This is a genomic window from Bradyrhizobium frederickii (assembly GCF_004570865.1).
GTDB lineage: Bacteria > Pseudomonadota > Alphaproteobacteria > Rhizobiales > Xanthobacteraceae > Bradyrhizobium > Bradyrhizobium frederickii.
The window spans coordinates 91,486-117,645 of the sequence record NZ_SPQS01000010.1; the positions used below are offsets into that span (position 1 = coordinate 91,486).

The following is a 26,160-nucleotide window of genomic DNA, read 5'->3' on the forward strand; positions in this document are numbered from 1 at the left end:
AAATGAATTAACGAATGGCCTCAACGGGCTGCGGCGCACCGCGCCTGACTGCCAATACAATAAGTATGAGGCCGACGATAAGCATCGGGATCGACAGCAGCATGCCCATGGTTAATCCGCCCCAGAGGAAACCAAGCTGTGCGTCCGGTTCGCGGAAATGCTCGCCGGCAATCCGGGTCAGGCCATAGATCAGGATGAAGGCGCCGAGGATTATGCCGGGCCGCTTCAAGGCACCGTAGCGGATCATGATCGCAAGCACGGTGAACAGCAGGATGCCCTCCATGCCGGCTTCGTAGAGCTGGCTCGGATGACGCGGCAGTTGCGTCGGATCGTTGGGGAAGATCATCGCCCAGGGCAGGCTCGCGTCGGTGGCGCGCCCCCACAATTCGCCGTTGATGAAATTGGCGATCCGCCCGAGCAGCAGCCCGACCGGGGCGACCGCGGTGGTGATGTCGCCGAGCGACAGGATCGAGATGCCGTTGCGATAGGCAAACCACATCACCGCGACGACGCAGCCGAGGAAGCCGCCGTGGAACGACATGCCGCCCTCCCATAGCCTGAAGATCGCGGCGGGATGATCGACGAAGAAGGGCAGGTTGTAGAACAGCACGTAGCCGGTGCGGCCGCCGAGGATGATGCCGAGCGTGACCCAGAGGATGAAGTCGTCGATCTGGAGCAGCGAGATCGGCGCCGGTCCGCCCCACAGCCGGTCGTTCTTCAAGAGCGAGCGCGCATAGAGCCAGCCGAACACGATGCCGCAGATATAGGCCAGCGCGTACCAGCGGATCGCGAACGGTCCGATCTCGAGCGCGATCGGCTTGAAGGCGGGGAAGTCGATCAGAAGAAGCTGCATCGCGCCTTCTATGTCCAAGCGAAATCGCGGCGGTCGGCGCCAGCAGACGCCATGTGATTCTTCTTATGCAGGGACGTCGAGTACGATTGCAAGGACACCGGGGCATGACAAGGATATCACCCCGCGGCCCTTGAACCGCTCCCTTCGGATTGCCATTGTGTTTCGGAGAGTTCGCGCAAAGTTTATCGGAGGCAGCCATGACCCAGACCAACAACCGGTTTTTCGACGAGATCGGCCGCCTGATGAACGACGCCGCCGGGGCCGCCCAGGGCGTCAAGCGCGAGTTCGACACGGTGATGCGGACCCAGGCGGAGAAATTCCTGCGCGACATGGATCTGGTCAAGCGCGAGGAGTTCGAGGCGGTCAAGGACATGGCGCGCCTGGCGCGCGAGGAGAATGAAGCGCTGAAATCGCGCATCGCGGCGCTGGAGGCCAAGCTCGGCGGGTAAGTTTCCCTCGGCGTCATTCCGGGGCGATGCGGCAGCATCGAACCCGGAATCTCGAGCTTCTCAGGTGCGCAATTGCGCACCATAGTTCGGTCGCTGTGCGACCGCCCCGGAATGACGGCAGCCGGTCTCTCTTCCCGCCAGCCATTCTCCTTGTCATTTCCGCATCTTCCAGCTAAAAGCCCGCCAAGTTCGTGGCCCCCGCACCCCTGGAGGCTTGCTGCGAGCTATGCCATGGGCCGCGCTGCGGCCCATTAACTTTTGCAAAAACAAGGACTTAACGACATGGCGACGACCGTCAAGGAATTGAAGGCGACCGCACGTCCGAAGAGCGGCAAGGGGGCCGCCCGGGCTGAGCGTCGCGCCGGGCGCGTGCCCGGAGTGATCTATGGCAACAACCAGCCCCCGGTGACGATCTCGATCGAAGATCGCGAACTGCGCCAGCGCATCCTCGCCGGCCGGTTCCTGACCACGCTGGTGGACATCGATCTCGAGGGCAAGAAGCACCGCGTGATTCCGCGCGACTATCACCTCGATCCGGTCAAGGACTTCCCGATCCATGTCGACTTCATGCGGCTCGGCGAAGGCGCCACCATCCGCATCAGCGTGCCCTTGCACGTCGTGAAGGCGGAAACGTCCCCGGGCGTGAAGCGCGGCGGCACCGTCAACATCGTCGCCCACGCGATCGAGCTCGAATGCGGCGTCGAGAGCATTCCGCAGTACATCGAGGCCGATGTCGGCTCGCTCGAAATCGGTCACTCGCTGCATCTGTCCGACGTCAAGCTGCCGGCCGGCGTGAAGGCGCTGACCCGCGAGGACGCGACCCTCGTCACCATCGTGCCCCCGTCCGGCTACGCCGAAGAGCAGAAGGCCGCGGCTGCGGCTGCAGCTCCTGGCGCTGCTGCGGCAGCTCCGGCCGCTGGCGCTGCGGCTCCGGCCGCGGGCGCTGCTGCGCCTGCCGCGGCTGCCAAGGCTCCCGCCGGCGGCGACAAGAAGAAGTAATCTCTCGAAAGAGCTGGCGCGGGGTCCCTGATCGCGCGCCGGCTGAGGGGCGCGCCGCGTCATGCGACTCTTTGTTGGGCTCGGCAATCCCGGCGCGAAATACGCACGTAACCGGCACAATATCGGCTTCATGGCCGTCGACGAGATCGCGCGGCGTCATGGCTTTGCGCCGTGGCGCCGCAGGTTTCAGGGCGAGACTTCGGAAGGCACGCTCGGACCTGAGCGCGTGATCCTGCTCAAGCCGACCACCTACATGAACGAATCCGGCCGCAGCGTTCAGGAAGCGGCGAGCTTCTTCAAGATCGCGCCCGGCGACGTCACCGTGTTCCATGACGAGCTCGAACTGCAGCCGGGCAAGGTGCGGGTGAAGATCGGCGGCGGCATCGCCGGACACAACGGCCTGCGGTCGATCTCGGCGCATATCGGCAACGACTATCGCCGCGTGCGCCTCGGCATCGGTCATCCCGGCGTCAAGGAACTGGTGCACGCCCACGTGCTGTCGGACTTCGCCAAGGCCGACAACGACTGGGTGGCGACGCTGTGCGAGGCGGTGGCCGAGCACGCAGGCCTGGTGGCCAAGGGCACGGACGCGACCTTCGCCAACAGGGTGCATCTCGCCATGCAGGCGAAGGGATTTTTGACCAAGGACGACAACGGCAAGGAATAACGCTGGTGGGATTCAAATGCGGAATCGTCGGATTGCCCAATGTCGGCAAGTCGACCTTGTTCAACGCGCTGACCGAGACGGCCGCGGCGCAGGCCGCGAACTATCCGTTCTGCACCATCGAGCCGAATGTCGGCGAGGTCGCCGTGCCGGATCCGCGGCTGGAGAAGCTCGCCGCCATCGCCAAGTCCGGCCAGATCATCCCGACCCGGCTGACCTTCGTCGACATCGCGGGCCTGGTCCGCGGCGCCTCCAAGGGCGAAGGCCTCGGCAATCAGTTCCTCGCCAACATCCGCGAGGTCGACGCCATCGCGCATGTGGTGCGCTGCTTTGAAGATTCCGACATCACCCATGTCGAGGGCAAGATCGCCCCCCTCGCCGACATCGAGACCATCGAGACCGAGCTGATGCTCGCCGACCTCGACAGCCTCGAAAAGCGCGTCGACAACCTCACCAAGAAGGCCAAGGGCAACGACAAGGACGCAAAGGAGCAGCTCGACCTCGTCAACCGCACCCTGGTGCTGCTGCGCGAGGGCAAGCCCGCGCGCCTCGTCGAGCGCAAGGCGGAGGAGGAGCGTGCCTTCTCCATGCTCGGCCTGCTGTCCTCCAAGCCCGTGCTCTATGTCTGCAACGTCGAGGAAGGCTCGGCCGCGACCGGCAATGCGTTCTCCAACGCCGTGGAGGAGCAGGCCGCCAAGGAGGGCGCTGTCGCCGTCGTCATCTCGGCAAAAATCGAATCCGAGATCGCCACGATCTCACGTGAAGAGCGCGCCGACTTCCTGGAGACGCTCGGCCTGGACGAAGCCGGCCTCGATCGCCTGATCCGCGCCGGCTACAAGCTGCTCGACCTCATCACCTATTTCACCGTCGGCCCGAAGGAAGCCCGCGCCTGGACCATCCATCGCGGCACCAAGGCGCCCGCGGCGGCCGGCGTGATCCACACCGATTTCGAGAAGGGTTTTATTCGCGCCGAGACGATTGCGTATGAGGACTACGTCGCGCTGGGCGGCGAAGCCGGCGCGCGCGATGCCGGCAAGCTCCGCCTCGAAGGCAAGGAATACGTCGTCGCCGACGGCGACGTGATGCATTTCAGGTTTAATACGTAAGCCGGGAATACCGGTGCCGTAGGGTGGGCAAAGCGGAAGCGTGCCCACCGCCTGTAGCCATTGAGAAAGATCGTGGGCACGGCGCAAGCGCGCCTTTGCCCACCCTACGGCACCTGCGAGGCTCACCGCATCCCGCTGCCCTGGTCGCGGATCGCGCCGAGATGTTCGTTGATGCGGAAGACGATCAGGATCAGCTCCGCGAGGATGCGCGAGAAGACGATTCCGACGACGACGCTCGCGATCGACGACAGCAGCACCAGGAAGCCGCCGAACGGGCTGATCGCCATCGCGGCGAGCCCGGAGAAGATGCCGGAGAGACCGAACAGGCAGATCAGCGCGATCACCAGCCAATAGAAGGTCTTGATGATGGTCGGCGTGATAAAGCGGTCCCATTGAAACAGGTCGCTGAATGAAAACATTGCTCTCCCCAGGGCATTGGGCCTTGGTAAATGGATCCCGGTCCTCGGTCGATCCGACTCAGATCAACGCCGCCACCCGGTATGTAGCACGAGCCATGCGGGCCGGCGGGTTGAGATTGCCGCAAAGTGCGGCCACAATCTGTCATTCCCGCGAAGCTTTCCCAAGATGACCCTGACCTTCGAAGATTTCCCGCCCGGCCGGTTCGGCACGTTCGGCCCGCGCCACGTCACCCGCGACGAGATTTTGGCCTTTGCCGCCGAGTTCGATCCGCAGCCGATGCACCTGGACGAGGAGGCCGCCAGCAAAAGCATGCTGCGCGGTCTGTCCGGCTCGGGCTGGCATCTCTGCTCGCTGATGATGCGGATGATGGCCGACGGCTTCATCACCCGCGCCGCATCGCTGGGATCGCCCGGCGTCGACGAGGTGCGTTGGCTCTCGCCGCTGCGGCCCGGCGACGACCTCACGCTCGATGTCGACGTGATGGAGGCGCGCAGCTCGAAGAGCCGGCCCGAGCTCGGCATCGTCAAGTTCAAATGCACCGCGCGCAACGCCAAGGGTGAGGCGCTCGCCGAGATGACGTCGCCGATCCTGATCAAGCGGCGCGAGGGAGCGGCCTGATGCAGTTCTTCGACGACATCGAGATCGGCCAGCGCCGCGAGATCGGCACCTATACGTTCACCGCCGAGGCCATCAAGACATTCGCCGCCAAGTTCGATCCGCAGCGTTTTCATCTCGACGAGGAGGAGGGCAAGAACTCGCTGTTCGGCGGGCTCGCCGCGTCGGGCTGGCATGTCGGCTCGGCCTGCATGAGCCTGCTTGTCGCCGACGGCCAGCGTCTGGCGCGCGAGGCCGCTTCGCGCGGCGAGGAGGTTGCGGTGTGGGGCCCGTCGCCGGGCTTTCGTGACCTGCGCTGGATCAGGCCGGTGCTCGCCGGCGATACCGTCGCGTACGTCAACGTCGTCACCGACAAGCGCATCTCGGCCTCGCGCCCCGGCTGGGGCATCCTGACCGCCCACACCACCGGCACCAACCAGCGCGGCGAAGACGTCTATTCCATCACCGCTTCAGCCTTCGTGCCGAGGCGTGCGAACAGCGGTTAGACGGGATCGAGCTGGTTTCTTCACCTTTCCCCGCTTGCGGGGAGAGGTCGAATTCGATCGTAGATCGAATTCGGGTGAGAGGGTACAGGTCTCTCGACATCCCGTACGCTGAGAGAGGCCCCTCTCCCTCTCCCCGTAAGAACGGGGAGAGGGAGAGGAGAAACCGAGCGAGTGTTGCCCGCGCGCTATGGACGCGATTCGGGACGGCTGCCATAAGCCTGCGCAACATGATTATCGCGAAGCGTTTCTGCGGAACCAGTGAGTTGCTAACTAATTATGAACCTGTCGCTGTCTATTTGAAACCAATTGGCAGAGACAGGGGACGAGGACCATGGCAGATCGCGGCGCACTCAAGTTTGTTGGATTTATCTTCGCGACCGCGACGCTCGCCGTGATGCTGGTTGCCGGCATGGTGGTGAAGGGCTATGCCGATGGCGCCTATACCCTGGAAATCTCGGCCGCCGACGCGAGCCGGTAACACTTCGTTCATTTTTCGCGGCCGGCATCCGGCCGCCGCAGCTCAGCGGCTATAGACGAACGCCAGGACGGCGATCGCAACCGCCAGCAGCCCGACAAAGCGCAGCATGATCGTGCCGAATTGGTTCGGCGCGGGCCGCAACGGTATCGGGTCCGTGGTGTCGGGCCGAATGCTTTCCATCTGAAATATCCCCAGGCCCGGCCACGGCGGCACGGGTGCCTGCCATTGGTCGCCGGGGACGGGCGGCGGGTTCAAAAGGACGCGCGGCGCTGACCATGTGAACGCGCATGCACCGCAGCGCTGTCGTCGCGGCCACACCCTCTGCTGTCATGCCCCGGCTTGACCGGGGGCATCCAGTGCGCCGAGGCCTCTCGGCTCGATCACCGCCGTCTCTGGAATACTGGATCACCCGCTTTCGCGGGTGATGACAGCTCTGTTGGAGAGGCAGTGTAGCCTATCGCACCCTCCCGGAATCAAAACCGCCGCGCTCCCTTGGGAGAACGCGGCGGCCGGTGATGCGGTGCTTTGCGATCAGCTGTTGCGCAGGCCGTCGGCGGCGCGCTTCCACTGCGCGACGTTGTCGGCGATCATGCGGGTCGACTTCATCGCGGCCTGGCTGAGCTGGGCGTAGCCGGAGATCTCGCGCTGGACGCGCTGGCCTTCGGCATGGAGCAGGTCGCGCAGGCTCTCGAGCTCGGAGATCAGGTTCTCGATCTCGGCAAGCGAGGTGCCGGCGACGCGCTGGATCAGCGAGTTGACGTTGTTGACGGTGGCTTCCGCGCTCGGGTCGAGCGGCGGCGCGTCGGTGGTGGTCGACGCCGGCCGGCGCAGATAGGCGATATCGTTGCGCACGAAGTCACGGATGCCGGCCTCGACCTCCGTCACGGCGGCGAGGTTGGTGTCGACCGTCTCGGTCTCGGTGGTCTCGATCTTTTCGGGACGCATGGCGTTCATCGTTGTTCCCCTGTTCGCGTTGAGCGCAGCGCGAGTGTCCCCCGCACGACGACGTCTGTGAGGCTTCCCTATCAGGGCGTCCGATTTTGGCCGCAAATGGGCCAAGATGCGGCAAGGGCGGACCATTCGGGGGTTTTGCCGTGGCGCATGGTTAGGAGAGTGTGAACGCCGTTGCGGGGACGCCAACCCTATCCCCTCATGGTGAGGAGCGCGCTCTCGCGCGCGTCTCGAACCATGCAGGCCCGGCTGTGGCAGAGGGGCCTCGATCCTTCGAGACGCGCTCCTTCGGAGTGCCCTCAGGATGAGGGGAGAAGGTGGAGCGTGGAACTACCAGCTCTTCTTGAAGCCGGCCGTCACGCTCTTGTTGATCGCGCCTTGCGAGGTCTCGCCGACCGAGCCGGAGACGGTGACGTTGTCGAACAGCTTCTGCTCGGCGCCGACCTTGCGCAGCCATTTGTCGTCGGTGGTCGACAGCGTCTGGCCGGCGGTGATGCTGGTGCCGGTGTCGCTGAGGGTGACCTTGGCGGACTGGTCGGTTTCGTAATTGCGGGTGATGTGGCCGCCGATGCCGGGCACGGCGCTGGTGCCCTGCTGGTTGACGCTGTAGCCGTTCTGGAGCGTCAGCGCGGTGTCGCTCGACAGCGGCACCGATTTGGTCAGCGAGGCCCCGATCTTGCTCTGCTCGGCGCCGGGATCGACGCGGGCTTCCACCGCGGTCTTGTCCCAGATCGCGCCGGCGCCGGGCGCGGTTGCCGTCGCCCAGGCGCTGCCGGAGGATTGCGGCAGGTTGCCGCCGTTGGTGGCCTTCTGCGCCAGCAGCTCGGACATCGTCCGCGGCTCGCTCGTCACCGTAATGTCGGCGCCGATCCGCGTATCCCAGAACGAGGATACGGACTGCTTCACCGTCACCGCCGAGGAGCCGTTCGCGTTGGCATTGGACGACCAGTCCAGCCCGTCCCTGGCGGCGGCCTGGGCGCGTTTCTTGGCGGCCATGGGATCGATGCCGGTGCCGGCGTCGACCGCGAGCTGGCTCCAATCGAGCTTGTCGACGTCGATGCCTTTGAGCACGTCCGGATCGTTGACGTCGACCGGCTCTGCCGTCTCGGTTTCGGCCTCGTCGTCGGGCGCGGCCGCTGCGGGGGAGAAGGGCGGGATGATCTGCGCCGAGGCCGTCAGAACCGAGCCCAAAATGAATGTGGCCGCCAGCATCGGCAGCCTGGTCCAGCCAAACCCTGTCGAGAATTCCATCGTCCTGCCCGCGAGCCCCAACGCATGCTGTCCGATAACATATATCGGCCGTCAGCAAAGACCATGCGCCATTGCGCGCGAAAATGCTGACCCATCGTTGCGAAATTGTGGCGGTGCCTTCAAGGCGGCGAACCAACGGGCCGCGCGCGCGGCGCGCGCCCGATGACGAGCTCCTGGCGCGACGGCATCCGGCGGGGCTGGAAGCCAGGACGTCGCAGCCGGCATCGTCATCGGTCCCGAACAGCGGGGCCCGTTGGTGTCCCCGTCAGCCGACGCTGGTCATCTTCGGCAGATGAATGGCGCGGCCGAGTGCCTGCTCGACCAGATCGAACGTGTCGATCAGGACGCGCATGCTGACGAGCTTGCCTGCCCTGAACTGGGCGAACTGCGCGACCCGCAGGCTGATCGGCTTGTTGGAATCCAGGGCCGTGAGTGAATAGCGCACCATCGAAGCGGCGGAATCGACGCCGAGCATGATGCTCTCGCGGTCGAAGCGGCGGACCTGGAAATTGTCGGCGAGCTGACGGATGACGTCGAGCACGGCGTCCTTGCCCTGGCGCGCGCCGAGGAACGGAAACATGTCGATCGGGCCGTAGAGCGCCCATTCGACGTCCTCGTCGATCAGGGCCTCGATATCCCCGAAATGCCGGTCGTTGATCGCGCGGTGCAACGCGCGCGAGAAACGCCAGAGGCTGTGCTCTGTCATTCTGGCAGTCCTGAAGCTGGCTTGCGAAAAAACGGAAAACAACCCCACGCGCAGTCAGGCGCCGGGGGGGATCAACTCATTTGTATGCGAACAAAATAGTAGGTTTCGGCCAAAACGCAATTCACGTTTTCGCAATGCACAATTGAACGGGGTTTGTGAGATTTACAATAGAACCCCGTAATCTTCCGGGCTCGGATCCGGGTTCGAGGCGAGAAGCGATCAATCCACCTGCACGCCCGTGATCAACGGCCCGATTTCGCGCTCCAGCACCTGCTGCACCAGATCGTAGGAATCGATGATCTCGCGGATCTCAGCCACCAGCCTGCCGCGGAAGGTATAGAACACGGCCATGTCGAACTGCACGATGCGGTCGTTGCTGCGCTTCCTGAAATAGGTCTGTATGTAGGTCGCGACCGCCTCGCCCTCGGCGACAATGTGCGGCGCCTTGTAGCGAACTTCGGAATAGCGCGACCAGATCGTCTGCCACAGCTCGCGCAATTCGGCCTTGCCGTGGCGGGGCCCCATATGCGGCAGCACGTCGATCGGCGCATGGGTGAGGAAGTCGACGTCGTCGGTGCAGCAGGACAGCGCGGCTTCGATATCGCCGCGCACAAAGGCGTCGAGCAGATGCAGCACGCGTTGGCGATTGAGCTTCTCGATCGTCATTCCGCCCGTCCTCTCTGGCCGTTGTGCAACGCTAGCGCGTGGCCCCGCGCACCGGCAATCCGCAAAACCACAGGGACGTTGCAGACGGTATGACGCGCCAGTGCAATGCCAGGTTCATGGCATGCAACTGAGAGTTGAGTAATGGGGTGGCTGCACGAATTCGTGCTGGAATGTGCGGCCCGTCGCGCAACGCGCAGGAGCGGGGCGAGCGAACTCCCGGAGCCACCCCTCTCAACGCGGAGCGGGCGGTAGGTTCAACGCCACAAGCCCGGCCCCCTTCTCATTCTTGTCCGGCGTCGAAAAGCGCGTGACCCATCTCACATCGCCCCGTGGGCATCGCCGCTAACGTCATCCCCAAGTCATCAGGGTGTCATCAGGGAGACGTGCCATGGCTGCCATCGCCAGAGTCCGAAAGTCCCGCCTGCACAACGCGCTCGAAGGCCTCGCGCTGACCGCGATCCTGCAGAGCTTCCCGACCTTCGCCCTGGCCGCCTTCCTGCTCAAGCTCTGCGGCAACCACGATCTCGTCGGCGATCCCGGCGTCGCCATCTTCGTCGCCATCGCCTCGCTCGCCCACGCGCTGCTGGCCGTGACGTTCGGCCCAAGCTTCCCGCACCTGTTCAAGACCGTCTACGAGTCGAAATTCTTCGAGGCCCATCTGTCGCTGTCCGACAAGATCACGGCCTGGCGCACCCAGCCGGTCGCCTCGCTCCAGCTCGTCACCATCGTGCTGCTGCTGTCGGTGATGGCCGTGGTGACGGCGAGCGTGGGGTGAGGTCTCCGCCGTCATTCCGGGGCGCTGCAAAGCGAGCCCGGAATCCATAGCCACGAACGGTGTTGCCTCTAGGCCTACCTCTTCTTCCACCCACCCCGCCGTCCCGGCATCCCGCCGGTCGACTTCGGCGCCGGCCCGAACTCCGGGCCCGATTGCCTTGAGTCCGTCGGCTGGATGATCCGGCTGGTGCTGCCGAACGGCTTTGCCGGCAGGCTCGGCTTCTCGCGGTAGGGCAGCGACTCCGGGCCGTGCATCTCGTCGAGATGCGGCTTGTGCACCTTCGAGCCGCTGCCGCCGCTCGCCTTCAACGCGGAGCCGACCGTTTTCTTCTTCATCGCGCTGACCGGCAAGTTCGCCGCATCGCCGTACTTCTTAGCTCCGGCATAGGCGCCGGCCTTGCCGGCGACGGTGCGCTGCTTGGCGGTGGGATCGTCGACCACCGCGAGCTCGGTGGCGCGCAGGCGCTTGACCTCGTCGCGCAGGCGGGCGGCTTCCTCGAAGTTCAGATCGGCTGCGGCCTCGCGCATGCGGGTTTCCAGGTCCGCGAGCACGGCTTCGAAATTGTGGCCGATCGAGATGACGTCGTCGGTCATGTCGTGGCCGCCGACCTCGACCAGCACGTGGTCGCGCTCGTAGACGGAGTTGAGGATGTCGCCGATCTGCTTCTTCACGCTCTCCGGCGTGATGCCGTTGGCGTTGTTGTACTCGACCTGCTTCTCGCGGCGCCGGTTGGTCTCCGCGATGGCGCGCTCCATCGAGCCGGTCATCTGGTCGGCGTAGAGGATCACCTTGCCGTCGACGTTGCGCGCGGCGCGGCCGATGGTCTGGATCAGCGAGGTCTCGCTGCGCAGAAAGCCTTCCTTGTCGGCGTCGAGGATCGCGACCAGGGCGCATTCGGGGATGTCGAGGCCCTCGCGCAGCAGGTTGATGCCGACCAGCGCGTCGAAGGCGCCGAGGCGCAAATCGCGGATGATCTCGATGCGCTCGATGGTGTCGATGTCGCTGTGCATGTAGCGGACGCGGATGCCCTGCTCGTGCAGATATTCGGTGAGGTCTTCCGCCATGCGCTTGGTCAGCACCGTGATCAGCGAGCGATAGCCGGCCTGCGCGGTCGCGCGCACCTCGCCGACGAGATCGTCGACCTGGGTGCGGGCCGGGCGAATGTCGACCGGTGGATCGATCAGTCCGGTCGGACGAATGACCTGCTCGACGAACACGCCGCCGCTCTCGTTCAGCTCCCAGCCGCTCGGCGTTGCCGACACCGCGATGGTCTGCGGTCGCATCATGTCCCATTCCTCGAAGCGGAGCGGACGGTTGTCCATGCAGGAGGGCAGACGGAAGCCGTATTCGGCCAGCGTCGCCTTGCGGCGGAAGTCGCCGCGGAACATGGCGCCGATCTGCGGGATGGTGACGTGGCTCTCGTCGGCGAAGATCAGCGCGTTGTCGGGCACGTATTCGAACAGGGTCGGCGGCGGCTCGCCGGGACGGCGCCCGGTGAGGTAGCGCGAATAGTTCTCGATGCCGGCGCAGCTTCCCGTCGCCTCCATCATCTCGAGGTCGAAGGTGGTGCGCTGCTCCAGCCGCTGCGCCTCCAGCAGACGGCCCTGGTTGTGGAGCTGGTCGAGCCGCTGCTTCAGCTCCGATTTGATCGACTTGATCGCCTGCACCAGGGTCGGGCGCGGCGTCACGTAGTGCGAGTTGGCGTACATCTTGATGAATTCGAGCTCGTCCTGCTTGTGGCCGGTGAGCGGATCGAACTCCTCGATGGTCTCGATGGTGTCGCCGAACAGGTTCACGCGCCAGGCGCGGTCCTCATAGTGCGCCGGGAAGATGTCGATGACGTCGCCGCGCACCCGGAAAGTGCCGCGGGTAAAATCGGCCTGGGTGCGCTTGTACTGCAACGCGACGAGGTCGGCGATGAGCTGGCGCTGGTCGATGCGCTCGCCCTTCTTCAGCGCGAAGGTCATCGCCGTGTAGGTCTCGACCGAGCCGATACCGTAGATGCAGGACACCGAGGCGACGATGATGACGTCGTCGCGTTCGAGCAGCGCGCGCGTCGCCGAGTGGCGCATCCGGTCGATCTGCTCGTTGATCGAGGAATCCTTCTCGATATAGGTGTCGGTGCGCGGGACGTAGGCTTCCGGCTGGTAGTAATCGTAATATGAGACGAAATACTCGACCGCATTGTCCGGGAAGAAGTTCTTGAACTCGCCGTAGAGCTGGGCGGCGAGCGTCTTGTTCGGTGCCAGGATCAGCGCCGGGCGCTGCGTCTTCTCGATGACCTGCGCCATGGTGTAGGTCTTGCCCGAGCCGGTGACGCCGAGCAGCACCTGGGTGCGGTCGTTGCGATTGATGCCCTCGACCAGCTCGGCGATCGCGGTCGGCTGGTCGCCGCGCGGCTCGTAGGACGACTTGATCTCGAACCGCACGCCGCCTTCGGACTTTTCCGGGCGCGGCGGCCGGTGCGGGGTCCACACCTTGGTGGAGCCGTCGTCCTTGCGGAACTCCGGCCGGCCTTCGCGGATCAGCGATTCCAGGGCATCGGCGGTCGCCTTGACGCCGAGCGCTTCCAGCTTGCTGCGCGGCGGCCGCGCCAGCGCCTCGGCATCGTCCTCCTCGGTGGGAAGCCCGAGCTGCCGCGCCAGTTCCGGATCGAGCGTCGGGATCGTGGCTGCGGTTCCGTAGTTGGCCTGCGGCGCCTCCTCCAATCCGGCAAGCTCACCGGACTGACGCGCGCCCGGCGGCTGCGGGTTGGGCCGCAGCGGCATCGGACGCGCACGATCCTGCGGAAATTCCTTCGGCGTCGAAGCGCGCGCGCGATGCGCGGCGGCTTCGCCTCCGGATCGCCGGTCGCGCGAATTGTCCGGCGGCGGCTGCAGGCCGGTGCCGGATCCCAGCCCGGCGTCTCCGCGGTTGATCGCGGGATTGAGCAATTCCGCCAGCGCCGGCCCGATCGGCTGCACGTCAGGCCGATGAGCTTTAGAATTTGGCGCCTTCGAGTTCGGGGCCTTGGTCTTGGGGGATTTGCCGGATTTTTCGGAGGATGCAGGTTTCTTCGCCATGAGGCGAATATGGGACGAGTCCGCCTCCCGATAAAGGGCGAATGGCCGTCGCCATGCAGGCTGCTGACAGCAGGTTGGCAGCAGCAAGGAACCTTACGACGCCGGCAGCGGACCCTCGCTGTCCTCGCTCGCCCGATAGGGTTCGAGGATGTCGAGGTGGATGCCGCCGCAATCGGTGCAGCGCATGGTCCAGTACTCGCATCCGGCGCGCCCGCCGATCACCCGGAGCACGGTGAGATCGCCGTCGCATTCCGGGCAGTTGGACAGCACAGCGCGGGCGTAGATCCTCGGCCGCGACGGGCCTTCGAATTCGATGACTGACATGACCAATTGCCCCTTCTTGACTTGCGCCGTCCCTGATTGGCTTGCCGTCCGGCCCGCTTATTCGTCGTCGCTGTCGGTCCGCCGGCGGAAGCGGTCGATGTGATGCTTGGCGTCGGCGATCGCGGCGTTCTGATCCGGCCAGGCGAAACCGACTTCCATGGCCGGAAACAGCACGCCGTCGATGGCGAGGGGGCTGAGATCGGCGCGGCGGATGCGGGCGTGCCAGAGGCCTTTGCCAGCCTCGAAGGATTCGATGTCAAAGCCGTCGTAGATGGTCGTCATGGTCGTCCCCGAAGTGTTCCGTACGTGTCTTGTTGGAGAGTCAGGGGACCACGTTTGCGATTTTCGGGATGTGAAGCCGTTCACAAAGCAGCCGGCTTTTTTGCCGTCGGGCGTCAGTTCCGCGCCGCAATACGGCCGACCCGCTTCCCCGGCCGGGCCGCGGGTTCCGCCGCCGCACGCATGATCCAGCGGCGGAACGCGGCAAAGTCGCGCTGCTCGGTCTGAAAACTGCGATAGAGCAGATACCAGCGCATGCCCTTGGGCACCGAGAGATCGAACGGCGCCACCAGCCGGCCGGCGGCGAGGTCGTCGTCGATATAGGGGCGGATGCCCATGGCGATGCCGAGTCCGTCGGCAGCGGCCTGCAGCGCCTGGCCGTAGAACTGAAACTCCGGCCCGCGCGCGTTGATCCGGGTGACGCCGGCGGCCTTCAGCCAGATCGGCCAGTCCTCGGCCGAGTGCGCCACGCGGATCAGGCTCGGGCCCTTCAAATCGGCCGGGCGCTTCAGGCCGCTCGCGAGGCGGGGCACGCCGACCGGCGTGAGGTCGCCGGCGAACAGCGGCTCGGCGACGAGGCCGGGCCAGTCGCCGGTGCCGAGCTTGATGCCGCAGCTCCAGTCTTCGCCGAACGGCACTGACGCGCCGCCGGTGGTGAAGCGCACCTCGATATCGGGCTCCTCGCTGCGAAACTCGGACAGGCGCGGGATCAGCCAGCGCATCGCAAAGGTGTGGCCGACGCCGATGGTGAGCACGCGGACGCTCGCCGGCGCCGTCACCTGCGCGGTGAGGCTGGCCAGCGCATCGAAAATCGGCGTCAGCCCGCTTTGATAGGCGCGGCCGGCCTGCGTCAGCACCAGGCGATTGGCCTTGCGCTCGAACAGCGCGACGCCAAGCCGCTCTTCCAGCAGATGCACCATGCGGCTGACGGCGGCTGCGGACACGCTCAGCTCGAGCCCGGCCGCGGCAAAGCTGCCGGTCCGCGCCGCCGCCTCGAATGCCTTGATGCCGTTGAGAAACAGCAGCCGCCGCAAATGCAAGACCCTTGTGCCAAGACCCTCAGGAAAGCTGAGGCCAGGCCAAGATAACTCAGTTTGCGAAGCAGGGGCAAGCGAGGCACAACTTGCAAAGTAGATTTAAGCCGATTTGTCGCGCGCGTCGCGGTTCTTCGCCTCTCCCCGCGCGGGGCGAGGGAGACGAACAGTTTGCCGTTCCTCACTTGTGCGGAGATTCCCCTTCGTGACGCCCATCATGATCGCTGCCCTCGGATTGCTGATGGTCGCCACCGCGTTCCTGTCGGGGCTGTTCGGCATGGCGGGCGGGCTGATCCTGATCGGCGTGCTCCTGGCCCTGATGCCGCTGCCGACGGCGATGGTGCTGCACGCGATCACGCAGATGGCCTCGAACGGGTGGCGCGCGTTCCTGTGGCGGGGGCATATCCGCTGGCGGCCGGTCGCTAACTATATGGTCGGCGCCGCCGTGGCGCTCGCGGCCTGGTCGCTCACCCGCTACGTGCCGGACAAGCCGACGGCGCTGCTGCTGCTCGGCATCACCCCGTTCATGGCGCGGCTCTTGCCCGCGAACATCAAGCCGGATCCCGACCGTCTCTGGCAGGGCACGGTCTATGGCACGATCTGCATGGGCCTGATGCTGATGACCGGCGTCTCCGGCCCGCTGCTCGATACCTTCTTCCTCGGCGGCAATTTCGGGCGGCGCGAGAAGGTGGCGACGAAGGCGATGTGCCAGCTCGTCAGCCATTTCACCAAGCTGATCTATTTCGGCGGCATCATCGATCAGGCCGCAAGCCTCGATCCCGTGCTCGCCGGCGTCGCGATCGCGGCCTCGATGCTCGGCACCACGCTGGCGCGGCGCATCCTGGAAGCCATGACCGACCAGCAGTTCATGGCCTGGTCGAACAAGTTGATCACCACCATTGCCTGCTATTACATCGCCTATGGCGGCTGGCTGTTGCTTCGTGCGCCCGTGCTGGCCGCCTTCGACAGGGGAGGTTTGCAATGAGCGAGACGGCCGATCCGCTGGTGCTGGACTTCGTCGAATGGGTCGCGCGCGAGCCTCGCGCCTATGCCGAGGTGATCGCGACCTGGAAGACCTCGTGCCCGCGCCTCACCATCTGGGAAGACGCCACTGAGCGCGGCTATGTCGCGCGCGAGACGGTTGCCGGCCTCGGGCTGGTGATCGCGGTGACGGAAGGCGGCGAGCGGCTGCTGCGGAACAACGGGCGGTAAATCCTCCGCATCGGCGTTGCGAGTGCAAGCGAAGCAATCCAGAATGGGAGACCCTCACCCTGAGGAGCGCGCATCTTGCGCGCGTCTCGAAGGGCCGAGGCCGAGCTCAGGCCTTCGTCCTTCGAGACGCGCGTTCCGCGCTCCTCAGGATGAGGAGCTGGCAGGAAAGGGCTTTCATGTCACTCAAGCTCTACGAACTCGTCGGCACCGACCCCTCGCGCCCGTTCAGCCCGTATTGCTGGCGCACGCGGATGGCGCTGGCGCATAAGGGATTGTCGGCGGAATCGCTGCCCTGGCGGTTCACCGAGAAGAGCGCGCTTGCGCCGCACGGCTCGGAAAAAGTTCCGGTGCTGCTGCACGATGACAAGCCGATCGTCGATTCCTGGACGATCGCGACCTATCTCGAAGACCATTTTCCGGACCGTCCGTCGCTGTTCGGCGGCGAGGGCGGCCGTGCCATGGCGCGCATGATCAACGCCTTCGGCGACATCGCCATCGTCGGCGGCATCTTTCCGCTGATCGTCGCCGACATCCCGAACAATCTCGCCGAGGTCGACGCCGCCTATTTCCGCACGTCGCGCGAGGCGCGCTTCGGCGGCAAGAGCCTGGAAGCGGTCATGGCGAGCCGCGACACCGGCGTGGTCGCCTTCCGCAAGTCGCTCGAGGTGATGCGGCAGACGGTGAAGAAGCCGCCCTATATCGGCGGCGAAGCGCCGAACTACGCCGACTACATCGTATTCGGTGGTTTCCAATGGGCGCGGGTGGTCAGCCCGTTCAAGCTGTTGGAGGCGGATGATCCGATCTATGCCTGGCGGGACAAACTGCTCGACGCGTTCGACGGCATGGCGCGGAAATCGCCGGGGCATCAAGTGTAGGCTTCGTAGGGTGGGCAAAGGCGCCCTTGCGCCGTGCCCACCATCTCTCTCGATCGCAAAAATGCGTGGGCACGCTGGGCTTTGCCCACCCTACGGTACTGCCGTTGCCGCCGCCTTGCGCAAACACTTGCGGCCCAGGCAATCCTCGCCCGCGACCGATCGGCATCGTAGCGCTGCGCTTTGCCCACCCTACGATACTGCCGTTGCCGCCGCCTTGCGCAAACACTCGCGGCACAGACAATCCTCGCCCGCGACCGGCATCGGTAGTTTCGCAACTTCTTCCGCGCACCAGCATGTGCCCGAGAGATCGCAAGCAAACTCGGTGCCGCAGCGCGCGCAGGCCAGGCGGCGCGGTTCCGGCTTCGAGGATTCTTTCGGATTTGTCATGATTTGCGTCGAAGCTTCGCCGTGATTTTCATGTCGGGTTCATCGGTCGTTGCGGTATACTAGGCGTCGCGCGCGGACTCGGAAAGCGGCTCCCGGCACGCGAAGGACAAATTGATGGCCCGCGATTCGCAAGCCGCGCTCGTTGCGCTCAACCGTTTCGGCTTCGGTGCCCGCGGCGGCGCCTCGGGCGATCTCATCAACGCAAGCTCGGATCCGCGCGGCTTCGTGAAGGCGGAGCTCGCGCGCGCGAGCGGCGTGCTGCTGGAGGCGCCCGGTCTGCAATCGACGCAGCAGCTCGGGCAGGCCGTCTTCGCCTATCAGGATCAGGTCAAGCAGGCGCGCGAGGCGGCGAAGGCCGCCGCGCCCGCCGACATGCCGGCGCCGACCGAACAGAAGCCCGCGCTGCGCCGCAATCTCTCGCTGAATGCGGCCGCGACGGAGGTCGCCGGCCAGATGGCGGAGACCAAGCCCGCCGACAGTCCGGCGAAGGCTGAGACCATGCAGCAAGGCTCCACGCCGCCTTCAGCAAAGCCCGCGCCGCAGCCGCTCAACGTGATCCAAAAGACCTTCCGCGCTGAGGCCCTGGCGCGGTTGCAGCGCGCGACGCTGGCGGAGTGCGGCTTCACCGAACGGCTCGTCGTGTTCTGGTCCAACCATTTCTGCATCTCCGCGAGCAAGGGCGAGCTGGCGCGGATCTGGGCCGGCGCGTTCGAGCGCGAGGCGATCAGGCCGCACGTGCTCGGGCGCTTCGCCGACATGCTGAGGGCGGTCGAGCAGCATCCGGCGATGCTGTTCTTCCTCGACAACCAGCAATCGCTCGGCCCGGACTCGCGCGCAGGCCAGAATCGCAAGCGCGGCCTGAACGAAAATCTCGCGCGCGAGATCATGGAGCTGCATACGCTCGGCGTCGGTGGCGGCTATACGCAGGACGACGTCACCTCGCTCGCCCGCATCATCACCGGCTGGACCTTCGCCGGACGGCAGGGCCAGCTCGGGCCCCCCGGCTCCTTCGTGTTCAACGCCAATGCGCACCAGCCGGGGCCGCAGATGCTGCTCGGCAAGACCTACGAGCCGGCAGGGCTCGCGCAGGGCGAGGCCGCGCTCGCCGACATCGCGCGGCATCCCTCGACCGCGAACTTCATCGCCACCAAATTCGTTGGTCACTTCGTTGCCGACGATCCGCCGCCGGCGCTGGTTGCGCGGCTGCGCGACGTCTTCGTCAGGACCGACGGCGATCTCAAGGCGCTTGCGACCACGCTGGTCGATTCCGACGAGGCCTGGAAGGCGCCGCTGACCAAGATGCGCAGCCCGTACGATTTCCTTGTCGCGAGCGGACGGCTGCTCGCGCGGGTGCCGGAGGACCCCGGCGCCTATCTCAACAGTCTCAATCTGCTCGGACAGCCGCTGTGGTCGCCGGCAGGGCCGAACGGTTTCCCGGACACCAGCGCCGCCTGGGCCGCGCCCGAAGGGATCAAGCTCAGGCTCGATATCGCCGCGCAGCTCGGCGCGCGGCTCGGCAACAACATCGATCCGCTCGACCTCCTCGAATTCGCCGCGGCCGATGCGGCCTCGATCGAAACCCGCAGAACCGTCGAGCGGGCGGAGTCGCGGCAGCAGGCGCTGGCGCTGCTCTTGATGTCGCCGGAAATGCAGAGGAGATGATCATGATCGACTGTGTCGAGAACCGGCTCCTCACCTCGCGCCGCGGCCTCCTGCTCGGCGGCGCCTCGTTCGCGGCCTGGGCTTACCTGCCGAAATTCGCACGCGCAGCCGATGGGCGCGATCCCCGGCTGATCGTGGTGATCCTGCGCGGGGCGCTCGACGGACTTTCGACCGTCGCGCCGATCGGCGATCCCGACTATGCCGGCCTGCACGGTTCGATCGCGCTCGCCGCGGACGGCGCCCATCCCGCGATTCCGCTCGATTCCTTCTTCGCGCTGCATCCGGCCATGCCGGAATTCTCGCGCATGTATCGCGACAAGCACGCCGCGGTGATCCATGCGGTGTCGACTCCCTATCGCGATCGCTCGCATTTCGACGGTCAGGACGTGCTCGAAAGCGGCTATGCCGGGCCGGGCCGCGTGCAGTCCGGCTGGCTGAACCGTGCGCTGGACGCGCTGCCGCGCGGCGAGCGCGTATCGAGCGGTCTTGCGGTCGGGCCCACCACGCCGCTGGTGCTGCGCGGCAACGCCCCGACCGTGGGATGGGCGCCGGTGGCGCTGCCGCAGGCGGACGACGACACCGCGATGCGTCTCGTCGATCTCTACCGTCACCGCGATCCCGCACTGGCGACGGCGCTGTCGCAGGGCTTGCAACTCGACAAGGCCGCCAGCGGCGATGACATGAAACGCAAGCCCGGCAATGCGGTGGCGCAGATGCGCCAGGTCGCGCGCGGCGCGGCCAAGCTGATGGCGGCGGACGACGGCCCGCGCATCGCCGCGCTCGCCTTCGACGGCTGGGACACCCATGCCAATGAAGGCGGCCCGGTCGGTCGCCTCGCCTTCCTGCTCGGCGGGCTCGACGGCGCACTCGCCGAATTCGAAGGCGGCCTGGGAGAGCGCTGGCGCGACAGCGTCGTCGTCGTCGCCACCGAATTCGGCCGCACCGCGCGCATCAACGGCACCGACGGCACCGATCACGGCACCGGCACGATCGCGCTGCTCGCCGGCGGCGCCGTGAGGGGCGGCCGCGTCATCGCGGACTGGCCGGGCCTCAAGCTTGCGAACCTCCACGAAGGCCGCGACCTCAAGCCCACCACGGATCTGCGCTCGGTGATCAAGGGCGTGCTGCAAGGACAGTTCGGCCTGTCCGATCGCGTGCTGGCGGAAACCGTGTTCCCGGATAGCGCGAGCGCGAAGCCGATGCAGGGATTGGTGGCATCATAGCAGCGGCCGTCATTCCGGCGCGCGCAAGACGCGAGCCCGGAATCCATCTCACCATACTTTCTGCTGCAAAATGGATTCCGGGCCCGCGCCTTGCGGCGCGTCCCGGAATGACGACATGATGGGCCGAGCATCAGGAGAACCGCACCCATGTACATCGCCATGAATCGCTTCCGCGTCGCCAAGGGCTCCGAGGCCGCCTTCGAGCAGGTCTGGCTTTCGCGCGACACGCACCTGGACAAGGTGCCGGGCTTCGTCGAATTCCATCTGCTGCGCGGACCGGAAGCCGAGGACCATACGCTCTACGCCTCGCACACTGTCTGGGCGAACCACGCGGCGTTCGAGGCCTGGACCAAGTCGGAGGCATTTCGCGCCGCGCATCACAAAGCAGGCGACAACAAGCCGCTCTATCTCGGCCATCCCCAGTTCGAAGGTTTTGAGGTGATGCAGACGGTGGGACGCGGCGCCAGATAGCGCCGCGCTGCTGCCAGGCTGACGAGGCCGACAAAAAATGCGGCCCCAGTCAGACGCGGCGACTGACGGGGACCGCTTTGAGGCGCTTGACCGGTGACGGGGGGCCTGATCAGACGCAGCTGCACCGTAGTCCCGCTATGTTACGCGCGGGTGACAGGGGTAGTTATCCACAGGGTGTGCGCGGGGATCAGAAGATCTTGCGATAGACGATGAAGCCGGAGCGCTCTGCGACCTTGTCGTACAGGCGCTGCGCCGTGAGGTTGGTCTCGTGCGTCTGCCAATAGACGCGTGGCGATCCCGCCAGCTTTGCGCGTTCGTAGACGCCATGGATCAGGGCCGAGGCGACGCCCTTGCCGCGCGCGGATTCGAGCGTGAACAGGTCCTGCAGATAGCAGGATGGCTCGATCGCCGTGGTGCTGCGATGGAACAGGTAGTTCGTCATGCCGAGCAGCTTGCCGTCGCTCTCCGCGACGAGGCCATGCACAGGCTCATAGGCATCGAAGAAGCGCTGCCACGTCATGCGCGTGATCTCGGGAGCGAGCGCGGTCGGGCCGGAGCGGCCGTAGAAGGCGTTGTAGCCGTCCCACAGCGGCAGCCATTGATCATAGTCCTGCCTGGTGACGGAGCGAATGGTGAGCGACATGTGGATATCCGCGATCTCGGGGAAGGAGAACTTCGTGAGGGATGATCGGTGTGCCGACCGATTTCTCTTACCAGACGGAAGGATATTCAGTCTTGGCAAAAGCGTGCCATGCCACTCACCCGGATCGCTTGTGCGATCCAACCTCTCCCCGCAGAAGTGCGGGGAGAGGTTGAAGTCAGGGGCGCACCGCTCTCTCGCTCCCTCGCCCCGTTCTTACGGGGAGAGGGTGGGGTGAGGGGCTGTCTCCGCGACTTCGACTTACCTAACTCGGCAGGGACTACTCCGCGACGCGCAGATACCGGATCAGCCTGCGGCCGGTGGGATCGCGCAGCGAGCGGTAGTAGTCGGCGCGCGACGGCGCATCGGTGTGACGCACGAGGTCGGTCACCGGGGTGTAGCTGAGCATCCGTCCGCCGTCCGGCAGCGCCGCGCAGACGAAGCGCAGCACTTCGCCGCTGCGCAGGGCGATGTTGATCGGCGTGGCATCGCCGGTCCGCACCATCTCCATGCGCTGCGCGATGAAGGTGCCCAGTTCGTCTTCGGGCAGCTCGAACGCACCGGTGTCGCGGCCGTGATACATCAGTGCGACGAACGGCGGCTTGCCGTCGGCGATCTCGTCCGGCAAGGCGAAATAATCGCGAAACGCGCGGTTGATGAACTCGGCCCGTGTCTCGGCATCAAGCAGCACGATGCCGATATCGACCTGGTCGAGCGCGGCCGACAGCCGCGCGGCGGTGGCGTGGCTTCGGCGCTCGGCCGCGAACGTGCCGAGCAGCCGCTCGCGCATCAGGCCGGTGATGCCGGCGGTGCCGGCAGCGGTGATGGCCAGGACGCCGAGCTGGATCAGGTCTGCGATGGAGGCGGAAACGCCGTGGCGGCCGAGCACGAGCAGCGTTGCACCGATCACCGCGATGGCTGCGCTGGTGAGGGCGGAGGCGAGACCCGACAATGCGCCGGCGAGCGCCACGATGCCGACGAGCAGCGGCGCCGGCGAGGACGCGGGGATCAAGCGATCGAACAGCATCGCCAGCAGCAGGGTTGCTGCCGTCAGCACCGGACCGGAGATCGCACGCCATCCGAAGCGCATGGACAGTCTCGCCCTCACGAAGGAGGTAAGCCGCAAGTCTGACGGATCGTTGCACTGCTGCGATGCGTTTTCGTGCGGTATGCTTAGGGCGCGCTTGCTCGCAACCGTAAGGCTTTCGGATGATTTTAAGCCAAGTGCGCGTGCTTGAGCGGCTGTTGCAGCGCAGGCGCATTCAGCGTCGACGTCCCCGGACCCTTGCGGGTGCCGACGACGATCAACAATGACGCCGCGACCAGGATGGCCGCAGTCAATGTGATTGCAACGACTACCACAGGTGATTTCATCAACGTCCTGTCGCCATGCGGGCCGACGCGGGGCATGCGGCGCCTTGAAGACTGGACCGGGATGAAACGGGAATCAGACCGGCAGGCCCATCGCCATGGTCGCCTTGGTCGACAGCACCGTCAGGGTGACGATCAGGCACAGCGAGAGTGCGGCGACGGCGAGCGAGGCCGCAACCGCATTGGTCAGCCGGGAAGACGCGACGGTAGCGGGATGGCCCTGAAAGCCGGCCGTGCCGGACGCCCGTGTCATGGTCTAAATCCTTCAACGCGCGAGCGAATCACCCGCGACTTTCCACAATTTCCCAGTTTCAGCCGGCAAGATTGCGGCGGCTATCCTGCTGAAAATGGCCACATTGCGGCAAATAATACCTTTATACCCGCTATTCCCGGGAGCAGGGGGGCAGGGCCGGTCATGCACTGGCCGCGATGCTGGCGGGGGCGTCGACGTCGGCCGGCCGCCAGTCCATCGACACGAAGCCGGGCGCGGCTTCCACCCGCTTCAGCCAGTCCCGGATCGCCGGGAAGGTCGAAAGATCGAAGTCGCAGCGGTCGGCCAGGTGGGTGTAGCCGTACAGCGCGATGTCGGCGACCGTGAGCTGGCGCGCGGCGAAATAGGCGTTGGTCCTCAGGTGATTCTCCATCACCTGAAGCGCGCCATAGCCGCGCTCCATCCAGTCCTCCAGCGAATGGGTTTGCAGGTCGCGGCCGCCCTTGACCAGCGACAGCCAGAAATAGGCGGCACCGATATTCGGCTCGAGCGCGTGCTGCTCGAAGAACATCCATTGCAGCGCCTCGGCGCGGTCGATGCGATTCTCGGGCGCAAGCGGGGTGCCGACGGCGACGTACCAGAGGATGGCGTTGGACTCGGCGAGATAACGGTCGTCGCCAACCTCCAGCAGCGGCACCTGTCCCGACGGGTTCTTGCTCAGAAAGTCCGGGGTGCGGCTCTCGCCGCGCAGAATGTCCACCTCGATCGCTTCGTAAGGCAGGTTGAGCAGCGCCAGCGCAAGGCGGACCTTGTAGCTGTTGCCCGAGCGTTGCATCGAATAGAGCTTGTACATTCTGGAGTTCGATTCCGAAAGACGGGAGACGCGGCGCTCGTTGCCCCGCAGCGCGGCTAAACAATGATGCCGATGCGAATCCGCCGCAAGGGTCAGCCGATAGAAAAACTCGAAAACCCTACCGCATTGCAATGCGGCGGAAGATCATTTCCGCGTGGCCATGCAAATCAGTTCACGCTTGCGTCAACGCGAGGGCGCATCTTCGCGCGCGTTTGTGTGAATGGCTGAGCGGCAGTGATAAGGGCGCTGAAATCTGCCATCGTGATGGCCGGGCTTGACCCGGCCATCCACGTCTTCAACCGCGGCACGAGGAACGTGGGTGCCTTAGGACCCGGGTCACGCCAAGGTTGCGCCGGCCACTTGGTGTCGGGCCGGCGAAGCTCCAGCGAAGATGGCAAGCCCGGGCATCATGACCTTCTGCTCGATCGTGAACGGCCTGAAATTGCTCCGAGGACAAGCCTTGCCGGATATGAGGGGTTTGCGCGGCATGTTTGCGGAAAATTGCGGGAATCCTGCCTCGACCCGCTCCAGATCCGTAAACTTTCTCGGATCGGGCCGAAGTTTCTTGCGGTGCAGCGGCTCACGTTTTAGGGTGGCTGCATTCCCACAATCGGAGTCGTGAAGCGAATGGTTTCACGACGCTTGTCAGGAGATGACGATGTCCTTCCTTGCCGCTGCGCTCGACCGTGTGAAGCCGTCCGCGACCATCGCGGTCACGGATAAAGCACGCGCGCTGAAAGCGGCGGGCCGCAATGTCATCGGCCTCGGCGCCGGCGAGCCCGACTTCGACACGCCCGCCAACATCAAGCTGGCGGCGATCCGCGCCATCGAAGCCGGCAAGACCAAGTACACCGCGGTCGACGGCATTCCCGAGCTGAAGGAGGCGATCATCGCCAAGTTTCAGCGCGAGAACGGCGTCACCTACAAGCCGAACCAGATCATCGTCGGCACCGGCGGCAAGCAGGTGCTCTACAACGCACTGATGGCCACCATCAATCCGGGCGACGAGGTGATCATTCCCGCGCCGTATTGGGTCAGCTATCCCGAGATGGTGGCGCTCGCCGGCGGCGAGCCGGTGCCGGTGGTCTGCACCGCCGCGGCCGGTTTCAAGCTGCAGGCCGAGGCGCTCGAGCGCGCGATTACGCCGAAGACCAAATGGGTGATCCTGTGCTCGCCGTCGAACCCGACGGGAGCCGCCTACACGCGTTCGGAACTGAAGGCGCTCACCGACGTGCTGGTGAAGCATCCCCATGTCTGGGTGATGACCGACGACATGTACGAGCACCTCGTCTATGACGACTTCCAGTTCACTACGGTCGCGCAAGTGGAGCCGAAGCTCTACGACCGCACCCTCACCGTGAACGGCGTGTCGAAGGCCTATTGCATGACCGGCTGGCGGATCGGCTATGCCGGCGGCCCGGCGCAGCTGATCAAGGCGATGTCGACGATCCAGTCGCAGTCGACCTCGAACCCGTGCTCGATCGCGCAATGGGCCTCGGTCGAGGCGCTGAACGGTCCGCAGGACTTCATCCCCGCCAACAACAAGATGTTCAAGGAGCGGCGCGACCTCGTCGTCTCCATGCTCAACCAGGCCAAGGGGATCGAGTGCCCGCGTCCCGAGGGCGCCTTCTACGTCTATCCGTCCTGCGCCGGCACGATCGGCAAGACCGCGCCGTCGGGCAAGGTGATCGGCAATGACGAGGACTTCGTCACCGAGCTGCTCGAGACCGAGGGCGTCGCGGTGGTGCAGGGTTCGGCCTTCGGCCTCGGACCTGCGTTCCGCATCTCCTATGCGACCAAGACGTCGGACCTCGAAGACGCCTGCAAGCGCATCCAGCGCTTCTGCGGCAATCTGCGGTAAGCCTGTCGCGGCAATCGGTGTCCTCTTCTCGCTCTTGTGGGATGGGAGTTCTCTCCGCGAGTCTGGAATCGTAGGGTGGGCAAAGGCGCACTAGCGCCGTGCCCACCATCTCTCTCGATCGCAAAAACTCTCTCGATCGCAAAAAATGCGTGGGCACGCTTCCGCCGTCGCTCTTCGAGCTTTGGCGGACAAGTCGCTTTGCCCACCCTACGATATCTGCGAAAAGGCCCGCCACCGGCGGGCCTTTCATTGTTTGCACGCTAATCCCCCGTGCTCG

General features: G+C 65.4%; 32 protein-coding genes. 15 read left to right on the forward strand and 17 right to left on the reverse strand.

The genetic code is table 11. From position 1 onward, the window contains the following. Nucleotides 1-7: 7 nt before the first annotated feature. On the reverse strand, nt 8-853 hold the full coding sequence (gene lgt / locus E4K64_RS18790; protein ID WP_135164851.1) for a prolipoprotein diacylglyceryl transferase: 846 nt from the start codon (nt 851-853) through the stop codon (nt 8-10). A gap of 197 nt (nt 854-1,050) precedes the next feature. On the opposite strand from lgt, the gene E4K64_RS18795 reads away from it, so the two are divergent. The 4 genes from E4K64_RS18795 (at nt 1,051) to ychF (ending at nt 4,071) form a co-directional block, all read left to right on the forward strand. After that, nucleotides 1,051-1,302 (forward strand): accessory factor UbiK family protein, encoded by a 252-nt coding sequence (locus E4K64_RS18795; RefSeq protein WP_135164852.1) that lies wholly within the window; start codon nt 1,051-1,053, stop codon nt 1,300-1,302. Nucleotides 1,303-1,584: 282 nt separating this feature from the next. Then, complete coding sequence (locus tag E4K64_RS18800; protein ID WP_126259076.1) at nt 1,585-2,301, forward strand: 50S ribosomal protein L25/general stress protein Ctc; 717 nt, start codon at nt 1,585-1,587, stop codon at nt 2,299-2,301. 61 nt (nt 2,302-2,362) lie between these two features. Next, a complete protein-coding gene (gene pth / locus E4K64_RS18805) occupies nt 2,363-2,968 on the forward strand; it encodes an aminoacyl-tRNA hydrolase (protein ID WP_135164853.1) in 606 nt (201 codons plus the stop codon). Nucleotides 2,969-2,973: 5 nt separating this feature from the next. Continuing rightward, nucleotides 2,974-4,071 carry a redox-regulated ATPase YchF gene (gene ychF, locus E4K64_RS18810; protein ID WP_135164854.1) on the forward strand — a complete coding sequence of 366 codons (1,098 nt, stop codon included), beginning with the start codon at nt 2,974-2,976 and terminating at the stop codon, nt 4,069-4,071. 122 nt (nt 4,072-4,193) lie between these two features. Here ychF and E4K64_RS18815 read toward each other — a convergent pair whose 3' ends face one another. Beyond that, the gene (locus E4K64_RS18815) at nt 4,194-4,490 is read right to left on the reverse strand and encodes a DUF4282 domain-containing protein (RefSeq protein ID WP_135164855.1); all 297 of its coding nucleotides are present in this window, start codon (nt 4,488-4,490) and stop codon (nt 4,194-4,196) included. Between the two features lie 166 nt (nt 4,491-4,656). Here E4K64_RS18815 and E4K64_RS18820 point away from each other — a divergent pair, with 166 nt between their 5' ends. The 3 genes from E4K64_RS18820 to E4K64_RS40380 all read left to right on the forward strand — a co-directional run bounded on the left by E4K64_RS18820 (nt 4,657) and on the right by E4K64_RS40380 (nt 6,069). Next, the gene (locus E4K64_RS18820; RefSeq protein ID WP_126259080.1) at nt 4,657-5,109 is read left to right on the forward strand and encodes a MaoC family dehydratase; all 453 of its coding nucleotides are present in this window, start codon (nt 4,657-4,659) and stop codon (nt 5,107-5,109) included. Beyond that, nucleotides 5,109-5,591 carry a MaoC family dehydratase gene (locus tag E4K64_RS18825; RefSeq protein WP_135164856.1) on the forward strand — a complete coding sequence of 161 codons (483 nt, stop codon included), beginning with the start codon at nt 5,109-5,111 and terminating at the stop codon, nt 5,589-5,591. The genes E4K64_RS18820 and E4K64_RS18825 overlap by 1 nt, the downstream gene beginning before the upstream one ends. A gap of 331 nt (nt 5,592-5,922) precedes the next feature. Next, nucleotides 5,923-6,069: a hypothetical protein gene (locus E4K64_RS40380; protein ID WP_164718786.1), complete on the forward strand. Its 147-nt coding sequence runs from the start codon at nt 5,923-5,925 to the stop codon at nt 6,067-6,069. Between the two features lie 42 nt (nt 6,070-6,111). On the opposite strand, the gene E4K64_RS40385 is transcribed toward E4K64_RS40380, so the two are convergent. The 5 genes from E4K64_RS40385 to E4K64_RS18845 all read right to left on the reverse strand — a co-directional run bounded on the left by E4K64_RS40385 (nt 6,112) and on the right by E4K64_RS18845 (nt 9,643). Beyond that, nucleotides 6,112-6,249 carry a hypothetical protein gene (locus E4K64_RS40385; protein WP_018648329.1) on the reverse strand — a complete coding sequence of 46 codons (138 nt, stop codon included), beginning with the start codon at nt 6,247-6,249 and terminating at the stop codon, nt 6,112-6,114. Between the two features lie 351 nt (nt 6,250-6,600). Next, nucleotides 6,601-7,023, reverse strand: a complete 423-nt coding sequence (locus E4K64_RS18830; protein ID WP_135164857.1) for a hypothetical protein — start codon at nt 7,021-7,023, stop codon at nt 6,601-6,603. A gap of 327 nt (nt 7,024-7,350) precedes the next feature. Then, on the reverse strand, nt 7,351-8,271 hold the full coding sequence (locus E4K64_RS18835; RefSeq protein ID WP_135164858.1) for a hypothetical protein: 921 nt from the start codon (nt 8,269-8,271) through the stop codon (nt 7,351-7,353). Between the two features lie 265 nt (nt 8,272-8,536). Then, complete coding sequence (locus E4K64_RS18840) at nt 8,537-8,977, reverse strand: nuclear transport factor 2 family protein (protein WP_135164859.1); 441 nt, start codon at nt 8,975-8,977, stop codon at nt 8,537-8,539. Nucleotides 8,978-9,196: 219 nt separating this feature from the next. After that, nucleotides 9,197-9,643: a nuclear transport factor 2 family protein gene (locus tag E4K64_RS18845; protein WP_135164860.1), complete on the reverse strand. Its 447-nt coding sequence runs from the start codon at nt 9,641-9,643 to the stop codon at nt 9,197-9,199. Nucleotides 9,644-10,031: 388 nt separating this feature from the next. Here E4K64_RS18845 and E4K64_RS18850 point away from each other — a divergent pair, with 388 nt between their 5' ends. Continuing rightward, nucleotides 10,032-10,418 (forward strand): hypothetical protein, encoded by a 387-nt coding sequence (locus E4K64_RS18850; RefSeq protein ID WP_135164861.1) that lies wholly within the window; start codon nt 10,032-10,034, stop codon nt 10,416-10,418. A 74-nt stretch (nt 10,419-10,492) separates the two neighbouring features. On the opposite strand, the gene uvrB is transcribed toward E4K64_RS18850, so the two are convergent. From uvrB to E4K64_RS18870, 4 genes are all read right to left on the reverse strand, one after another. Then, nucleotides 10,493-13,480, reverse strand: a complete 2,988-nt coding sequence (gene uvrB / locus E4K64_RS18855) for an excinuclease ABC subunit UvrB (protein WP_135164862.1) — start codon at nt 13,478-13,480, stop codon at nt 10,493-10,495. 93 nt (nt 13,481-13,573) lie between these two features. Continuing rightward, nucleotides 13,574-13,804: a hypothetical protein gene (locus tag E4K64_RS18860; protein ID WP_135164863.1), complete on the reverse strand. Its 231-nt coding sequence runs from the start codon at nt 13,802-13,804 to the stop codon at nt 13,574-13,576. Nucleotides 13,805-13,861: 57 nt separating this feature from the next. Further along, on the reverse strand, nt 13,862-14,086 hold the full coding sequence (locus E4K64_RS18865; protein WP_135164864.1) for a hypothetical protein: 225 nt from the start codon (nt 14,084-14,086) through the stop codon (nt 13,862-13,864). 113 nt (nt 14,087-14,199) lie between these two features. Next, entirely contained in the window at nt 14,200-15,117 is a 918-nt protein-coding gene (locus E4K64_RS18870) for a LysR substrate-binding domain-containing protein (RefSeq protein ID WP_135164865.1), read from the reverse strand. A gap of 205 nt (nt 15,118-15,322) precedes the next feature. Here E4K64_RS18870 and E4K64_RS18875 point away from each other — a divergent pair, with 205 nt between their 5' ends. The 3 genes from E4K64_RS18875 (at nt 15,323) to E4K64_RS18885 (ending at nt 17,204) form a co-directional block, all read left to right on the forward strand. Then, the gene (locus E4K64_RS18875) at nt 15,323-16,102 is read left to right on the forward strand and encodes a sulfite exporter TauE/SafE family protein (RefSeq protein WP_135164866.1); all 780 of its coding nucleotides are present in this window, start codon (nt 15,323-15,325) and stop codon (nt 16,100-16,102) included. Continuing rightward, complete coding sequence (locus tag E4K64_RS18880; RefSeq protein WP_135164867.1) at nt 16,099-16,329, forward strand: hypothetical protein; 231 nt, start codon at nt 16,099-16,101, stop codon at nt 16,327-16,329. Before E4K64_RS18875 ends, E4K64_RS18880 begins: the two co-directional genes overlap by 4 nt. A 176-nt stretch (nt 16,330-16,505) precedes the next feature. Further along, a complete protein-coding gene (locus E4K64_RS18885) occupies nt 16,506-17,204 on the forward strand; it encodes a glutathione S-transferase family protein (protein WP_135164868.1) in 699 nt (232 codons plus the stop codon). Nucleotides 17,205-17,393: 189 nt separating this feature from the next. Here the strand turns inward: E4K64_RS18885 and E4K64_RS41160 are convergent, their stop codons facing one another. Further along, nucleotides 17,394-17,591 (reverse strand): hypothetical protein, encoded by a 198-nt coding sequence (locus tag E4K64_RS41160; RefSeq protein ID WP_135164869.1) that lies wholly within the window; start codon nt 17,589-17,591, stop codon nt 17,394-17,396. Between the two features lie 114 nt (nt 17,592-17,705). Between E4K64_RS41160 and E4K64_RS18895 the strand changes: the two genes are divergently transcribed. From E4K64_RS18895 to hmuQ, 3 genes are all read left to right on the forward strand, one after another. Then, nucleotides 17,706-19,253, forward strand: coding sequence for a DUF1800 domain-containing protein (locus E4K64_RS18895; RefSeq protein WP_135164870.1), 1,548 nt, complete (start codon nt 17,706-17,708; stop codon nt 19,251-19,253). 2 nt (nt 19,254-19,255) lie between these two features. Next, nucleotides 19,256-20,476, forward strand: coding sequence for a DUF1501 domain-containing protein (locus tag E4K64_RS18900; RefSeq protein WP_167772117.1), 1,221 nt, complete (start codon nt 19,256-19,258; stop codon nt 20,474-20,476). Between the two features lie 147 nt (nt 20,477-20,623). Beyond that, complete coding sequence (gene hmuQ / locus E4K64_RS18905; protein ID WP_126259095.1) at nt 20,624-20,947, forward strand: heme-degrading protein HmuQ; 324 nt, start codon at nt 20,624-20,626, stop codon at nt 20,945-20,947. 187 nt (nt 20,948-21,134) lie between these two features. Here hmuQ and E4K64_RS18910 read toward each other — a convergent pair whose 3' ends face one another. The 5 genes from E4K64_RS18910 to E4K64_RS18925 all read right to left on the reverse strand — a co-directional run bounded on the left by E4K64_RS18910 (nt 21,135) and on the right by E4K64_RS18925 (nt 24,022). After that, nucleotides 21,135-21,590, reverse strand: coding sequence for a GNAT family N-acetyltransferase (locus tag E4K64_RS18910; RefSeq protein ID WP_126259096.1), 456 nt, complete (start codon nt 21,588-21,590; stop codon nt 21,135-21,137). A 277-nt stretch (nt 21,591-21,867) separates the two neighbouring features. Beyond that, nucleotides 21,868-22,677 carry a PAS-domain containing protein gene (locus E4K64_RS18915; RefSeq protein WP_135164872.1) on the reverse strand — a complete coding sequence of 270 codons (810 nt, stop codon included), beginning with the start codon at nt 22,675-22,677 and terminating at the stop codon, nt 21,868-21,870. Between the two features lie 125 nt (nt 22,678-22,802). After that, on the reverse strand, nt 22,803-22,949 hold the full coding sequence (locus E4K64_RS18920) for a hypothetical protein (RefSeq protein WP_167772103.1): 147 nt from the start codon (nt 22,947-22,949) through the stop codon (nt 22,803-22,805). An 85-nt stretch (nt 22,950-23,034) separates the two neighbouring features. Beyond that, complete coding sequence (locus E4K64_RS40390; protein ID WP_164718788.1) at nt 23,035-23,211, reverse strand: hypothetical protein; 177 nt, start codon at nt 23,209-23,211, stop codon at nt 23,035-23,037. Nucleotides 23,212-23,371: 160 nt separating this feature from the next. Next, nucleotides 23,372-24,022, reverse strand: coding sequence for a glutathione S-transferase family protein (locus E4K64_RS18925; RefSeq protein ID WP_135164873.1), 651 nt, complete (start codon nt 24,020-24,022; stop codon nt 23,372-23,374). A 658-nt stretch (nt 24,023-24,680) separates the two neighbouring features. On the opposite strand from E4K64_RS18925, the gene E4K64_RS18935 reads away from it, so the two are divergent. Continuing rightward, a complete protein-coding gene (locus tag E4K64_RS18935) occupies nt 24,681-25,883 on the forward strand; it encodes a pyridoxal phosphate-dependent aminotransferase (RefSeq protein ID WP_135164874.1) in 1,203 nt (400 codons plus the stop codon). The last annotated feature ends 277 nt before the right edge of the window (nt 25,884-26,160 follow it).